18 protein-coding genes are annotated in these 15288 nt (G+C 47.9%); 3 read left to right on the top strand and 15 right to left on the bottom strand.

Features of this window, described 5'->3' with window-relative positions; genetic code table 11:
- Nucleotides 1-447 (top strand): hypothetical protein (locus tag KDK19_RS17825; RefSeq protein WP_257292501.1); only part of this gene is annotated, 447 nt, incomplete at its 5' end.
- A 110-nt stretch (nt 448-557) separates the two neighbouring features.
- Here KDK19_RS17825 and KDK19_RS17820 read toward each other — a convergent pair.
- The 8 genes from KDK19_RS17820 to fabD form a co-directional block, all read right to left on the bottom strand.
- On the bottom strand, nt 558-1547 hold the full coding sequence (locus KDK19_RS17820; protein ID WP_257287509.1) for a DNA polymerase III subunit delta': 990 nt from the start codon (nt 1545-1547) through the stop codon (nt 558-560).
- Nucleotides 1547-2188, bottom strand: a complete 642-nt coding sequence (gene tmk, locus KDK19_RS17815) for a dTMP kinase (protein ID WP_257252605.1) — start codon at nt 2186-2188, stop codon at nt 1547-1549. Before tmk ends, KDK19_RS17820 begins: the two co-directional genes overlap by 1 nt.
- On the bottom strand, nt 2188-3234 hold the full coding sequence (mltG, locus tag KDK19_RS17810; RefSeq protein ID WP_257252603.1) for an endolytic transglycosylase MltG: 1047 nt from the start codon (nt 3232-3234) through the stop codon (nt 2188-2190). Before mltG ends, tmk begins: the two co-directional genes overlap by 1 nt.
- Nucleotides 3227-4060, bottom strand: coding sequence for an aminodeoxychorismate lyase (gene pabC, locus KDK19_RS17805; protein ID WP_257292500.1), 834 nt, complete (start codon nt 4058-4060; stop codon nt 3227-3229). Before pabC ends, mltG begins: the two co-directional genes overlap by 8 nt.
- Nucleotides 4061-4065: 5 nt before the next feature.
- Nucleotides 4066-5319: a beta-ketoacyl-ACP synthase II gene (gene fabF / locus KDK19_RS17800; protein ID WP_257292499.1), complete on the bottom strand. Its 1254-nt coding sequence runs from the start codon at nt 5317-5319 to the stop codon at nt 4066-4068.
- Nucleotides 5320-5608: 289 nt separating this feature from the next.
- Nucleotides 5609-5842 carry an acyl carrier protein gene (gene acpP / locus KDK19_RS17795; protein WP_034842413.1) on the bottom strand — a complete coding sequence of 78 codons (234 nt, stop codon included), beginning with the start codon at nt 5840-5842 and terminating at the stop codon, nt 5609-5611.
- 187 nt (nt 5843-6029) lie between these two features.
- Entirely contained in the window at nt 6030-6776 is a 747-nt protein-coding gene (gene fabG / locus KDK19_RS17790) for a 3-oxoacyl-ACP reductase FabG (protein ID WP_257252599.1), read from the bottom strand.
- Nucleotides 6777-6842: 66 nt separating this feature from the next.
- A complete protein-coding gene (gene fabD / locus KDK19_RS17785; RefSeq protein WP_257287507.1) occupies nt 6843-7775 on the bottom strand; it encodes an ACP S-malonyltransferase in 933 nt (310 codons plus the stop codon).
- Nucleotides 7776-8192: 417 nt separating this feature from the next.
- Here fabD and KDK19_RS17780 point away from each other — a divergent pair, with 417 nt between their 5' ends.
- Complete coding sequence (locus tag KDK19_RS17780; protein WP_257252597.1) at nt 8193-9038, top strand: MIP/aquaporin family protein; 846 nt, start codon at nt 8193-8195, stop codon at nt 9036-9038.
- A 122-nt stretch (nt 9039-9160) separates the two neighbouring features.
- On the opposite strand, the gene plsX is transcribed toward KDK19_RS17780, so the two are convergent.
- The 5 genes from plsX to KDK19_RS17755 form a co-directional block, all read right to left on the bottom strand.
- Complete coding sequence (gene plsX / locus KDK19_RS17775) at nt 9161-10207, bottom strand: phosphate acyltransferase PlsX (RefSeq protein ID WP_257252595.1); 1047 nt, start codon at nt 10205-10207, stop codon at nt 9161-9163.
- 72 nt (nt 10208-10279) lie between these two features.
- Entirely contained in the window at nt 10280-10459 is a 180-nt protein-coding gene (rpmF, locus tag KDK19_RS17770; protein WP_257252594.1) for a 50S ribosomal protein L32, read from the bottom strand.
- A 3-nt stretch (nt 10460-10462) separates the two neighbouring features.
- Nucleotides 10463-11026: a YceD family protein gene (locus KDK19_RS17765; protein ID WP_257252593.1), complete on the bottom strand. Its 564-nt coding sequence runs from the start codon at nt 11024-11026 to the stop codon at nt 10463-10465.
- Nucleotides 11027-11305: 279 nt separating this feature from the next.
- On the bottom strand, nt 11306-12508 hold the full coding sequence (locus tag KDK19_RS17760; protein ID WP_257292498.1) for a hypothetical protein: 1203 nt from the start codon (nt 12506-12508) through the stop codon (nt 11306-11308).
- 400 nt (nt 12509-12908) lie between these two features.
- On the bottom strand, nt 12909-14147 hold the full coding sequence (locus tag KDK19_RS17755; RefSeq protein ID WP_257292497.1) for a hypothetical protein: 1239 nt from the start codon (nt 14145-14147) through the stop codon (nt 12909-12911).
- Nucleotides 14148-14248: 101 nt separating this feature from the next.
- Here KDK19_RS17755 and KDK19_RS17750 point away from each other — a divergent pair, with 101 nt between their 5' ends.
- Entirely contained in the window at nt 14249-14386 is a 138-nt protein-coding gene (locus KDK19_RS17750) for a hypothetical protein (RefSeq protein ID WP_257288716.1), read from the top strand.
- A 242-nt stretch (nt 14387-14628) separates the two neighbouring features.
- Here KDK19_RS17750 and KDK19_RS17745 read toward each other — a convergent pair whose 3' ends face one another.
- Together KDK19_RS17745 and KDK19_RS17740 are read right to left on the bottom strand one after the other, a co-directional pair.
- Complete coding sequence (locus tag KDK19_RS17745; RefSeq protein ID WP_257255604.1) at nt 14629-14919, bottom strand: HigA family addiction module antitoxin; 291 nt, start codon at nt 14917-14919, stop codon at nt 14629-14631.
- Entirely contained in the window at nt 14919-15197 is a 279-nt protein-coding gene (locus tag KDK19_RS17740; RefSeq protein ID WP_257255603.1) for a type II toxin-antitoxin system RelE/ParE family toxin, read from the bottom strand. Before KDK19_RS17740 ends, KDK19_RS17745 begins: the two co-directional genes overlap by 1 nt.
- Between the last annotated feature and the right edge of the window lie 91 nt (nt 15198-15288).

Raw genomic sequence — 15288 nt, 5'->3', positions numbered from 1 at the left:
GACGCCATGAATATCAACAGCATCGCCCGTCGCGTCGCCGAGGTACAGCAGAAAGCTACTCAGCATGGAGGTTGTCGCCCTTACGGTGTTGCCTGCATCATTGGTGGATTCAACAATGATGGCTCCCCTCAGCTCTGGCAGACTGAGCCCTCCGGGGTATGCGTCAGCTGGAAAGCCTGTTCTGTCGGAAGGAAGAGTAAGGCTGTGTTGGAGCTGCTGGAGAGAGAATACAAGGATGATATGAGCCGCGATGACACTATTAAAGTCGCACTGAAGGGACTGCTGGAAGCTGTCGAATCTGGTGCTCGCAACATCGAGCTGATGGTGCTTGAGCCTGATCACTCATCCAGACGCCTGGCTCTTGCTGAGCTTGAGCAGTTGGTGACTGTTCTGAACAAAGAGCGTGATGAAGAGGCCGCCAACAAGCGCCGTCGTGACGAGCAGTAATTTATCAAATGACGGTTTGATTTTTGAGAGAGCAGAAAAGACCTGATCAACCTGTTCTGAATGATGAGTAATGCCAGTTGTTCTATCTGACATCGCTCACTCAGGATCATTTACAAAACCCACTCAAGGCAGCGGCAGAAGACACCTTCCATTAATATCTGCGGATTAAGATTGCCCCCTTCCAGCAGGGATTGTCTTTGCGATATCAACCACTCCCTCTCTTGCAGGAGGTCTCTGGCATTACTTTTTCGAGCCAGATACTCGAGCATTTTCAACTGATCTCGGTTTCGAAGGTCTGACGGATCACCACCCAAACCCAGCTTAACGGCATCATCGAGCCAACCCATTATCCAGCCAATCGTCAGAGCCAAATCCTCTGACTGCCAGTTTTTAGCCAATTCCACAGGGGTTAGCTTCCCCTTGAAAAGTCCTTTCACACCATCAGCCAGCGCTTCTCTTTTTTCTAGCAGTCCCTGATCTGAAAAACGTTTAGCCTCCAAAGGCGAATTAGCCGTGAGATCCAACAATTGCGATACCAGACTCGAATCTTCCAGTTGTGAAGCTAACCACTGCTCCGCTTCTGTTCTTTCCGGTGCAGCAAAGTTTAATTGCTGACAACGACTGCGAATGGTAGGCAGCATATCGCCAGAACGGACACTAACCAGCAGGAAAATGGTATCTTCCCCCGGCTCTTCGAGACATTTGAGCAAAGCATTGGCCGCATTGACATTCATCGCTTCTGCCGGACTCAGGATAATCACCCTGCGCCCTCCCTGCTGGGCTGTTTTATGGGCAAATTCGTTCAACTTTCGAATACGATCAATTCGAATAGGTCGGCCAGGCTCATCAGGCTCCAGCAGTGTCAAGTCAGGATGCGTGCCTGCCTTCAGTAGCTCACACTCCTTGCAGTGACCACAGGCACCCGTCGCCTGAGGATTCATGCACAACAGATACGCTGAAAGTGCTCTGGCAAACTGGAGCTTTCCGGTACCCGGCAAACCTCTGAGCAAATAGGCATGGGCCAAATTATCCGACTGCTGGCAGTGAACCATTCGCTCCCACTGAGTGTTTTGCCAGGGAAAAATGCTCCAGTCTTTCATCAGCGTTCTCCCAGTCTTCTTGAGAGCACTTCCAACAACTGCCGTTGAACACTTTCAAGGGGTTGTCCGGCATCAATGACTTCAAACTGCTCTGGAAACAGCTTCGCCCTTTCCAGATAGGCATTGCGAACCCGGATAAAAAAGTCCATTTTTTCCTGCTCAATCCGATCCAGCCTGCCACCTCGCCCTTTGGCTCTGGCCATGCCTGTTTCAGGATCAACATCCAACAGAATGGTCATATCCGGACGCAGAGAGCCCTGTACCAGATTCTCCAAAGCCTCAACCGGTTGCGTATTAAGGCCTCGACCACCGCCTTGGTAGGCATAGGTGGCATCGGTAAAACGATCACAAAGTACGATTTTTCCTGCTTCCAGCCCGGGCAGAACATTATGAAAAATATTTTGCGAGCGAGCGGCAAACATCATCAGCAATTCAGTTATATCAGATAACGGCTCACCATGATGCCCCAGCAACAGCGAACGAAGCTGTTCCGCAACCCGGGTACCACCCGGCTCCCGGGTTTCAATAAACGCCAGCCGATGGCTTGTCATCCAACTTTTAATAAAATCGACCGCCGTCGTTTTACCCGCACCTTCACCACCTTCAATCGTCAGGAAAAAGCCGGAGGGAGCATTAGCCATTATTGAGCCTCCACAGTCGATCGGTAATCCTCACGACGCTGTTCAATCTGATACTTTCTGACAGCTCGATTATGCTCTGCCAGTGTTTTTGAAAAATAATGTGTCCCATCACCCTTCGCGACAAAATAGATTGATTTACCATCTTTCGGATGCAAAGCAGCATGAATGGCTTCCCGACCAGCGATGGCGATAGGCGTGGGAGGTAATCCTTTGATAATGTACGTGTTGTACGGTGTGACTCCCCGAAGCATTTGTCGACTGATATTCCCTTTATAGCGATCACCCAGACCATAAATCACGGTGGGATCAGTTTGTAGCCTCATACCTTTTTGCAAACGTCTGACAAAAACACCCGCAATTTCACCACGCTCGTAAGCCACACCCGTTTCTTTTTCTACCAGAGAGGCCATAATCAGTGCCTCGTAGGGATTCTTGTATGGGAGTCCTTCAGCACGCTTTTCCCATTCTTCACCGAGTACTGAATCCATTCGGTTGTAAGCCCGTCTGAGTATGGATTCAACCGAGGCACCAGCCTGGAAGAAATAAGTATCAGGGTAAAACAGACCTTCAGGGTTCAATTCTATGGCCAGACTTTTATAGAGAGATTGCAGCGCCTTCTCATCCATAGGTGAAGACAGTTTTTCGTGTTGATTTAAAATGGCTATTACCTCTTTCAGCGTGTAGCCCTCAACCAGCGTCACGTTGTAGTAGCGCACTTGGCCAGAAGTAAAAACCTTCAGCAATTCCCTATGGGTGATCCCGGCCGGAATCAGATAATCCCCGGCATGAATGCCACCGGCCGCTTTCTCTATTCTGGCCAGGAGCACAAAGATCTTTGGGTATTGAAGCCAGCCCGACTCAGCCAGACTGTCTGCCACTCGAGTCATCGACTCGCCCTGGGAAATAGTAAACTCCAGGTTGCTTCCAGTGTCTGGTTCATTTACGGGCTGATCGCCGTACCAGTCCAACGCCTTCCAACATACAACGGCTGCCAGCAATCCTGCAAGACAGAGACCCATCACTGAAAATGACAACTTTTTAAGCATTCAAAACTTCCTGAACCCTACCCCTGACTGTCCGGGTCACACTACCCACTGACCAGTGCAAACAGCCACAGGCAATCACCGGCCAAACTCCGTTAACACTGTTACAAACAAATACCTCATCGGCCCCGGCAAGATCTTTCAGATGATAATCACCCGTTTCCACATGAAAACCCCATTGACGAGCCTGCCCCATAATCAGATCTCTGCAAACTCCTTTGACCCCTGATTTGCGAAGACACGGTGTCCTCAGGGTTTTGCCGGATACCAGGAATAAATTACTCATGGTTCCCTCTACAAGCCTGTCGTCCATACCCAGTAACAAACCTTCCAGACAATCGGTACCCTGCCATTCAGAGCGTGCCATGACATTCTCGAGACGATTAAGATGTTTTAATCCGGCGAAGGCATTATCACCGAGCCTGGTGTTACATTGATGTAGCCTGACGCCCCTGATCGCCGGGTTACCAGGATAGACCGGCAAAGAATGAAAAGAGAGAATTCGGCAAGGTCTGTCACAACCCTGTGGGTTATATCCGCGACCGCCAGTGCCACGGGTCACAATGGCTTTGAGCACCCCTTCCTTCAGATTTTGCGTTTGCAAAAAGTCACTGACTTCATTTTTGAACGCCTCCAGATCAAAAGGAATACCCAATACAGCCATACCGGAACAAAGCCTTTTGCAATGAAGATCAAAAAGAGTGGGGGCACCGGCCTGAACACGGATGGTTTCAAAAACACCATCGCCGTATGCCAGACCTCTGTCACTGATCAATACTTCAGAAGCTGGCTCACCATTGACCCAGCTGGCGGGATGACGATTATCCAAAGTTTCTAATCCAGTCTCGAGAAAGCCAGAGTCACATTGGTTCCCCCAAACCCGAATGAGTTGGAGAGCACATGCTCCATCTCAATGGACCTGGCTCTTCCGGGCACATAATCCAGATCACAGCCTTCACCCGGATTTTCCAGATTAATCGTGGGAGGCGCGATATTATTTTGCAGCGATTTTACAGCAAACACGGCCTCCAGCGACCCGGCCGCCCCCAACAAATGACCTGTCATGGATTTGGTAGAGCTGACTGCAACCTGTCTGGCAGCATGACCAAAAACCCTGTGCACCGCTTTGGTTTCAGCAATATCACCGGCAGGCGTAGAGGTACCGTGGGCATTAATATAGGCCACCTGTTCTGCCTTAAGGCCAGCGTCATCCAACGCTGACTGCATAGCTCTGGCCGCTCCGCGACCATCTTCAGGTGGTGATGTCATGTGATAAGCATCACCACTCATGCCTACACCACTGAGTTCTGCATAAATAGTGGCACCACGTCGTACAGCATGCTCGTACTCTTCCAAAACCATGACACCAGCACCATCACCCAGCACAAAGCCATCCCGATCTTTATCCCAGGGACGGCTGGCGGCTTCAGGCTGATCATTTCTTGTAGACAGGGCTCTGGCCGCGGCAAATCCGGTCATACCCAGTGCCGAAGAGGCTTTTTCGGCACCACCGGCGACCATAACGTCAGCATCACCGTAGGCAATGGTTCTGGCGGCCAGGGCCAGAGCATGACTGCCCGTTGCACAGGCAGTAGAAGTTGCAAAGTTAGGCCCCTGCAGATTGTAGTGCATGGACAACCAGCCAGCCGCCATATTGATGATTGCCGCCGGTATGAAGAAGGGTGATATACGACGAGGACCGCATTTATGAAGCGTATCATAGTTTTGCTCAATAGACGTTATGCCACCAATACCGGAACCAATGACAACACCATAGCGACCGACATTATCGCCTCTCAGCAAATCACTCCCATCCAGCCCCGCATCTTTCATCGCCTCAATGGAAGCCGCCAGTGCATACTGGATAAAAACATCCATTTTCCGGGCGTCTTTAGGATTGAAGTAGTCACCTGCCTCAAAGCCTTTTACTACCCCACAGATACTGACACTGAATTTCTCAGCATCCAGATGATCGATAGTTTCAACACCACTGCGACCAGCCAGTACAGACTGCCAGCTCTGATCAACTCCCAGACCTACCGGAGATAAAGCCCCTAGCCCGGTTACCACTACTCTTCTATGCGACAAAACAATTCACTCCTGCATCAGATCTTCTGACTTTATTTTTTGTGCCCGGGCCTCAGGGGCGCTGATAATTAATCATGAAGCTCAGCCGTCTCACGAGTCATAAAATAGTTATGGCCACAGGTTTACAAAAAATCATGCTAAATGATCATGTAAAAATGATGACATTAATCTTTATGTGAGTGTGTTATGTCCCGACCATGTTTCTCACAGTAAAAATACAAAAGCCGCACGCAATTTACTGCGTACGGCTTTTTCAGGATACAGCTATTCGCATGCAGCCCGGACAGAATCAGGAATGAGCAACAACGTAGTCGATTGCTTCCTGAACTGTGGTGATCTTTTCAGCTTCTTCGTCTGGAATCTCAGTTTCAAACTCTTCTTCCAGAGCCATTACCAGCTCAACGGTGTCCAGAGAGTCCGCGCCGAGGTCCTCTACGAATGACGCACTGTTGGTGACTTCCTCTGCTTTTACGCCAAGCTGTTCGCAAACGATCTTTTTGACGCGCTCTTCAATGGTACTCATACCTGGTTGTGCTCCTATGGATATTCGGGTGCAGAAGGGCGATTTGAAGACCACCCTATCTGCGGTCAATTACTATATATAAACGCTTGCGGTAATTTCAAGGACAGGCCCATTATATTACCGAAAATTTCATCTTTAATCAGAGGGTTTTTGACACGTATCAAGTGCCAATAACATTGCACGACCTCTAACCCATGTACATCCCGCCATTCACGTGAATGGTTTCTCCGGTAATGTAACCGGCTGCATCACTGGCCAGAAAAGCCACCACTCCAGAAATTTCTTCGGGCTGTCCGAGACGGGCCATTGGCACCTGTGACTGCAAAAAGGTTCTGTGTTCTTCCGGTAACTCACGGGTCATATCGGTATCGATAAAGCCTGGTGCCACTGTATTCACAGAGATCTGACGGGAGCCAACCTCTCTGGCAAGAGAGCGACTGAAGCCTTCTATACCCGCCTTGGCCGCCGCATAATTCGATTGCCCCTGATTGCCCATGGAGCCGACCACGGAGCTGATATTGATAATGCGCCCCCAGCGAGCCTTGGTCATACCTCTCAACACTGCCTTACTCATTCTGTATATAGAACTCAGGTTGGTATTAATGACAGCATCCCATTCATCATCCTTCATTCTCATCAGTATGTTGTCACGGGTAATACCAGCATTGTTCACCAGAATCCGGGGGGCGCCAAATTCAGATGTCACGGATTTGACCACTTCAGAACAATTGCCAGCCACAGAGACGTTCAATACCATACCACAGCCTTTTATTCCTTCCGCCTGCAGCATTTCAGTGATTCTTTCAGCGCCCGACTGTGAAGTAGCAGTACCCACTACAACAGCCCCCTGCTTGCCCAGATCAACGGCAATAGCCTTGCCAATTCCACGACTGGAACCAGTAACCAGAGCTACCTTGCCTTCAAGGTTCGACATAGTTCTATCCTGTTGTTCTTCTGCAAAAGCACTTTCAATAGTCACGATTAAAAGCTGCTTTATCGCTTAATACTGACCTGACCATTCCTCGAAAGAGGATGCCGATTCAAGAGTTGCTATTGGCGACCTGCGAATGATCCGCTTGTTCAGACCCGCAAGTACCTTGCCAGGCCCACACTCAGCAAACCGGGCTACCCCTGCTTCATTCAGATACTGAATCGTCTCTACCCAGCGAACAGGACTATAAAGCTGTCTGACCAGGTTTTCACGAATTTTTTCCGGCTCTGAACATGGCTCTGCAGTAACATTTTGTATCACTGTGATCGAAGGCTCACTAAACTCGATAAGCCCCAGCTCAACAGCCAGTTTCTCTGCCGCCGACTTCATCAGCGCACAGTGAGAAGGCACACTCACAGGTAAGGGCATCGCTTTTCTGGCACCTGCCTCTTCAGCCAGCTCAACCGCACGGGCCACTGCTTCTTTTTCACCGGCAATAACAACCTGACCGGGCGAGTTAAAGTTAACCGCTTCAACCACATCTCCCCGGGCAGCATCCAGACAGAGTGAGATCACCTGCTGATCGTCAAGACCGAGAATGGCAGCCATGGCACCACTACCTGCGGGAACAGCCTCTTGCATGAAGAGACCACGCTGGCGAACCACCCGTACGGCATCAGAAAACTTCATCGCCCCCGAGCACACAAGTGCCGAGTACTCACCCAGACTGTGACCCGCCATAAAGGCAGGCTGCTCACCATCCTTCTCAAGCCAGAGACGCCACAACGCCACGCTGGCGGTGAGCACTGCTGGCTGGGTATTTTCCGTCTTATTGAGTTCTTCCCCCGGCCCTGCAATGGTCAACTTGAGCAAATCAAACCCAAGCACCTCAGCAGCTTCAGTGAAGGCCTGAACGACAACGGGATGGTCGATATGGTCTGCAAGCATGCCCACCGACTGGGATCCCTGCCCCGGAAAAACAAATGCAAGTAAATCCGTCATTGCTTTGGGTCTAGTCCTGATATAGCCAATCGTTGAGAGAAGCCTGCCTTTTATAGCTATTCACTTCTCCCGAAAAATCCAGGCAATTATAGAAAAAGTCGAACCCAAGGTTGGTAAATTTATGTTTCCAACTGAAACAACTATGAACGCAAAGGTATAAAGCCATGACATAGCTTCAAACGCGAGACCTCCACCAAACCAGACAGAGAGATGGGTGCAGGGCTTGCGCAGAGCAAGCCTGTGAACTACCTTCTTTCTGATTCTTGTAGACCTTTCTTTGCACCCGGGAAGTTCAATCAACATCCGGAAACCACCCCGTCGCCCAGATCATTGCGTCCTTTAGATTGGTTCAGAGAAGCTTAACTGTTTGCATATGCATCGGATGACCAGACATAAATCATCAGGAGAATGACTGGAATGAAATATCTGAAGGGCTTTGCCGGAGAGTTCATAGGCACCTTTATCCTGGTTTTATTTGGCTGTGGCTCAGTGGCAGTAACAGTATTGTTTTCTGCCCATGCCGGACTCTTCCAGGTAGCTATGGTCTGGGGTCTGGCAGTAACACTGGCAATTTACGCCACCCGACGCCTTTCCTGTGCTCACCTCAATCCAGCAGTGAGCATTGCTATGGTGGTCAGTCGTCGGATGCCTGCAACATTACTACCCTGCTACCTCGCAGCCCAGTTTGCCGGTGCATTTGTGGCCGCCGCCCTGGTTTACCTGCTCTTCTCCAGCTCAATCATGCAGTATGAGCTAGTCCATGGCATTATCCGCGGCAACGAATCATCCATAGCAAGTGCAATGATGTTTGGTGAGTATTACCCCAATCCGATGGCAGGACAGATCGCCTCAGTTTCCACGGCCAATGCTTTTTTTGCCGAGTGCACCGGCACATTCACCCTGGTCTTTATGATTCTGGCCCTGACCGAAACCTGCAACACCGGGCGACCGGATCAGGCATTGACCCCATTGTTTATCGGTTTAACGGTTACCGCCATTATTTCAATTATTGCGCCTCTGACCCAGGCGGGACTCAACCCGGCCAGAGATTTATCCCCCCGACTGCTGGCGTCGATGTTCGGCTGGGCGAGCGCGGCGTTTCCTGATAATCATTATGGTTTTTTGACGGTGTATGTCCTGGGCCCGATTATCGGTGGCATCATGGCCGCTTTATGTTTCATAGGTGTTGTTGAACCATTAATGAAGGACACAACAGCTTTAGAACATGACAGAATTAGCAAAACAACAACACCGGGCAAATAACTAACATCACCACATACGACTTCTGTCGGGTTGCCTGATTTCCCTCAGAGACCGGAATGACCTGACCAGACAACGAGGTCATTAATGGTATATGGAAAGGATAGCCAGACAGCCCGGTTTTGTTAGAGCAACCGCTCTTCAACCTCTTGAGCGATTCTGGCGGGAACGTCATTTTGCGCCTCCTTCACCGCCTGACAAATGGCCCGATAAAAACCCTCTTCATCGGCCCCTCCGTGACTCTTGATCACAACCCCCTGCAAACCAAGCAAACTCGCTCCATTATGCAACACCGGATCAACCTTGCGATTAAATTCTTTCAGCAGCGGTGAAATCAAAAAATAAAGAAACTTGTTCAACAGAGAACGCCGAAAAACAGACCTCAAGCCACTACGCATCAAGTTCGCAACCCCCTCTCCCGTTTTTAGGGCCACATTACCAACAAAGCCATCGCAGACAATCACATCAGCCCGACCACTGACAATATCATGCCCTTCTACAAAGCCGATATAATCCAGCCCCTGCTGTACCTCAAGCTTTTCCAGGAGCAGATGATGAGCCAGCCTGACCTGCTCATTCCCCTTCATTTCTTCGGTACCAATATTCAGCAGAGCCACTTTCGGGGATTCTACACCGTACACCGATGAAGCCAACTGAGCCCCCATAATGGCAAACTGGTAGAGATGCATCGATGTACAATCAACATTCGCCCCCATATCCATCAACAGGGCACTGCCATCGTACGTAGGCACAGAAGCCGCTATGGCCGGACGATCAATACCAGCAAAGGTTTTTAGTACATAACGCCCCATCGCCATGAGAGCTCCGGTATTACCTGCACTTACACAGGCTTGCGCCGTACTCTTCGAGACCAGCTCAAGTACTTTCCACATCGAGGAATCTTTTTTTCCACGGAGTGCCAGTGAAGGCTTGTCGTGCATGGTAACGGTTTTTTCAGCGTGAATCAGGGTAAAGCGCGACCGATCAGAGAAGTCGGTATCGGAAAGATAATCTTCAATGAGCTGCCTGTCACCGACAAGCAGAAGATGAAGAGAAGAATAATGCTCGAGCGCTCTGAGAGCCGCCCGTATACGAGAACGGGGACCATCGTCCCCGCTCATTACATCAAGCGCAACCGTTAGTTGTGAACCAGCGTTTGCACCTGATGTCATTTTATTTCATGCCTCCGGGAGACAGCAAAGCAATCACTGTACTCATTCCTTAGGGCAAGCATACCTGAGAACTTAGTCTTCGCCGGTTTCAACCACTTTCTTGCCACGGTAGAAACCTTCAGCAGAAACGTGGTGACGACGATGAGTTTCGCCGGAAGCTACCTCCACAGACAGCTGAGCAGAAGTCAGACTATCGTGGGAACGGCGCATATTACGCTTGGAACGGGTTTTACGGTTTTGCTGAACAGCCATGTGTCAACTCTCCTGGGTCGTAGTATCTGTTTTCAATTTGGCCAGAACGCTGAAAGGGTTACTGTTCTTGCGCTCTTCATCTGCCTCAATGGCAGCAGCCTGAGCCTCTTCTTCAGACTCAGTAGTAAAGTATTGCTGAGCTGAACAGTCCTCAGGCGGATGATAGGCCACCAGCGGAAGTGCCAGAATCAGCTCTTCCTCGAGAATAGGCAATAATTCTACCGGTTCATCACCGTACATCAACGGTTCAAAGTCTTCCGGCAGGGCTTTGGCCTGCTCGTCGGTCAGCACCCCCATCAAATGGAGATCAGCTCGCACAGGCAGCCTGGCCACATCCAGACAGCGCTGGCAGATCATGCTCAGTTCTGCCTCAACATGCCCTTCCAGCACAACCCGGTTGTTTTCACTCAATGAAAAGCGAAGATCAACCTGAACTTCGCCCCTGTCATCAACCAGACTGTCTACCAGCCGACTAAACTGACTCAATGCCAGGGAGCCTTGAAACTGCCTGCCTTGACGCGCGAATTTACGCGGATCAAAGGCTTTGGGTAATTGTCCGATAGCCATGAGTCACGGGGTTCACGGGTTGGTTGTCATAAGCGCGCAATAATAGGGGCAAGAAAAGTCTCTGTCAAAGGGTTTAACCGCATTAAGCTGTTTAACGTTCAGACCTGCAACCAACGGACTACAAAGCAACAATAACAATATGTAATTTCCGTTTATGCACACTTTTTTCTGAACTTTTGAGTCAATCCACATGATTGCCTGATATTCCAAACACAAAAGCTCTACCCGGAAAAGCTGAATCATCCTGCACCGACCAAAATTCAGACTGTTGAACCTGCGTTAATTGTCTATTGGATAAATCTTCTGATTCAGATAATCATATATTTGATGGAGTGTTGAGTAAGGGCGCGTCCAATGATCCCAACCTGTTTTACTTAATGTTTCGTCTACTGGAGTCCCATTATCAACAAATCTGGCATAGCTATTAGCCAAGGCGAATAAAGATGCGACTAACCCCACTTTAAGCATCCTGCCTGAGTGGGTGCTGCCATTGGCATCTGTTAGAATTAATCCTTTGCTGGCAACGGTCAGAATTCCACCCATGATGAGCATTACGGATGTGCTAATCAAGACTCCCGTCCCGATAGCGGCTCTGGCGCTCAGTTCGGTTTCGGTGGTTTTTAGCTGAACGGCTTTGACAACGAAAGTGGCTCTACTTACTACTCCGATAAAGTTTCCGAATAAAGCTCCTAATGAGAATGCACTTCCGATTGCCATGCTTTCGTTTAGAATCATGGCTACATATTCGAATGCAACATCGAATGCGATTAAGACTACGACTAAGGCAATCGATAAGTTACTTGCAAGTAAAGCTTTGTTAAATCCATGAAAAAGAGTAGATGGAGCAAAAATAATAAGGTCAGATATAATGCGGGTAGAGATATATAAAATTGATAAGAAAGTAATACAACTTAAAGTTCTTTTAAAAATATCAAGGCTATTGAATTTCAAAAATCCATATACACTGAGTCCTAAAAAGGCGTTGATTGACGTCAACTTAGTAAACACTTCAAAAAATTCATAATCGACATAAACACCCTCTGTTTTAATGTTAGCGATATCAATAGTAAATTTAGACAGTACATCTATTATGGTACCTGTCATAGATTTAACGATAAGATGCAGAAAAATCACGGACTCTATGGCTATTTCTCCATCACTGATCGATAATCCACACAAGACATTGGATAGAAGTCCACTCGTTGATAAAATTCTTTCCAAAACCGGTTTTTTTGGCCATGAACTGTAGGTTTCTTTGAAGACAATTGAACCAACTGTCATCAACGATGTTATCTCAAGTAACTCGCGGGAGTTTTCGGTTAACGGTAACCGGGGATGTAATTTATACCTGATCAGACTTAAAGACCAATAGTTCACTTCAAACTTCAGAATGGTAGATAAAAAAAAAGGAGTAGCTTTTGGCCAGCTCATCACCTGAATTAAAAAGGATATCGTTGGTGTTATTGCGCCGTAGAAAATCAAAATCTTCTTTTTGATAACTGCTAGCAATTCTCGGCAAGAACAGCATTATTATCACTAATAGTTGCACCAGAAAAAAACAATTAACTCTTCTCATAGATGGATTCCCTCGATACCGGCAATGAATTTACATAATCACCAGTACCGATGCAAAACACTTTGAAAGCCAGCACCTCACCTATGTAAATGACGGTGTTGGCCGTTTAACCGGCAGTTAAGTAATGAATGACATCAACAGCCTCTGCCGGGATATTTCAAGGATAGACCGTAGGGTTGCAGATGCAGCTTTATGATGAGCCTTTGTCAGTGCCAGCACCTATAGCAACGATGCTTATCCTGGGTGGCTGACTGAGAATAGTGTCCATCCAGGCGACCCCGTCCAGACAACCCCGAAGCGAGGACGCTATTCCCAGTCAGGCTCCAGAGGATAGGTCATCTGAATCAGATAATCATATATTTGATGGAGTGTTAAATAAGGGCGCGTCCAATGACCCCAACCTATTTTACTCAATGTTTCGTCTACTGGAGTGCCATTATCAACAAATTTGGCATAGCTATTGATCAGGGCGAACAGCGATGCGACCAGCCCTATTTTCAGTACTGTAACTGAGTGGGCGTTTTCATTGCCATCTGTTGACACTAATCCGTTGATGGATACAGCCAGAGCTCCACCCATGATGAGCATTGCGGATACGCCGACCAGGACTCCCATCCCGATTATGGCTCGAAGACTCAGTGCGGTTTCGCTTGTGTCTAGCTCATTAGCGGCTTCAAAAAAGAAAGCGCCTCTGCTCAATGCTCCGATTATGTTTCCGGCAAAAGCACCCAAGAAGGCTGAGCATCCGATTTCCACGCTTTCGTTTTGGGTTATGACTCTATATTCGAGTGCAACATCGAATGTGATTACGACTACAACCAAGGCAATTGATAAGTTACTTGTCAGGAAAGCTTTGTTAAAGTTGTAAAGAAGAGTAGATGAAGCAAAGATAGAGTCAGATATTGTGTGGGTAGACACATATAAAATTGATAAGAAAGCAATACAACTTAAAGTTCTTTTAAAAGCATCAGGATTATTGAATTTCAAAAATTCATATACATTGAGCCCTAACAAGACGTTGATTGACATCAACTTAAGAAACACTTCAAAAAATTCATAATGAGCACAAATATTCTCTATTTTAATATTAGCGATATCAATAGTAAATTTAGACAACATATCTATTATGGTACCCGTCATAGCTTGAACAATAAGATGCAGAAAAATCAGGGATTCTACGGTTATCTCTCTTTCAATGATCGCTGTTCCCCATATGACAGTGGATAGAATACCACTCGTTGATAAAAGTCTTTCCAAAACTGGTTGTTTTGGCCATGAGCTGTAGGTTTCTTTGAGGGCAATTGAACCAACTGTCATCAACGATGCCATCTCAATTAACTCGCGAGAGTTTCGATTTAACGGTGATTGGGGATATAATTTATACCTGATCAGACTTAAAGACCAATAGTTCACTTCAAATTTTAGAATGGTAGATAAAAAAAAAGGAGTAGCTTTTGGCCAGCTCACCACCTGAATTAAAAAGGATATCATTGGTGTTATTGCGACGTAAAAAATCAAAATCTTCTTTTTGGTAACTACTGGCAATTTTCGGCATGAACAATACTGTTATTACAAATAGTTGCACTAGAAAAAAATAATTAACTCTTCTCATAGATAGACTCCCCCGATACCGATAATGAATTTACATGACCATTAATAACAACAATGTAAAACCCTTTGAAAGCCAGCACCTCACCGATATGAATGACGGTGGCAACCCTGTGACCGACAATCAAGCAGTGGATGACAACACCACAGCCTCTGCCGGGACATTTCAAGGATAGGTCATACGCGTCGAGATGCAGCTCTGAAAAAAGCTCTTATCGGTATCAGGCACCGATAACGACGATACTTATCTTAATGGTGACCATTATATATCTACCATAGCCGCCTTTCTGGATCGCAAAACCACCCTGATCAACAAAGCCATCACCTTCCACCAGCAACAAATTGAACGACTAAAAGAGTACAAAGCCACCCTGATCAACAGCGCCGTAACCGACAAAATCAAGGTGACCTGAGGGCGTCAGGCCGCGTCCGATTGGTAGGGAGTGATGCCCAGCTCCCTTTGCTTGAGATGCCAAAGGTCATAGGCATTTTGTATCCGCAGCCAATGGACGGCAGAGGGTTTGCCAAACACTTTTTCCAAACGCAACGCCATTTCTGCGGTAATCGCCCCCCTGCCGTTGATGATTTTGGACAGGGTCTTCCGGCTGACGTGCAGGTGTTCAGCCGCTTGGGTAACAGAAAGTCCAAGCGGCTTCAGCAGATCTTCACCCAGAATTTCACCGGGGTGAGCGGGGTTGTACATTGGCATCAGTGGTAATCCTCATAGTTAACTATTTCGACACCGGCCTGAGTCAGTCGGAAGGTAACTCGCCAGTTGCCACTGACGGTGACCGACCAGATACCCTGCCGTTCTCCTTTTAGCTGGTGCAGACGGTAGCCGGGAAAATCCATTTCAGAAATATGCTCCAATTCTTCCAGGTTGGTGAGAAGGCGCTGTAATTTTCTGGCATGTTGCGCCTGTATTCCAGAGGTTTTACCGGTACGATAGAACCGCTCCAACCCTTTGTGCAGAAAACTGATTATCATAGCTGAAGTGTAACCCCTAAGGTTCCAGTGTCAATTGAGAGATGATTATGGTCAGCCAAACCAATGAGCAGGCACTTGAGGCCGCCATCGA

The organism is Endozoicomonas sp. ONNA1 (assembly GCF_024606325.1).
In the GTDB taxonomy this organism is placed as follows: domain Bacteria; phylum Pseudomonadota; class Gammaproteobacteria; order Pseudomonadales; family Endozoicomonadaceae; genus Endozoicomonas_A.
The sequence above is the reverse complement of the archived record's forward strand: the minus strand, read 5'-3'. Positions and strand labels throughout refer to the sequence as shown.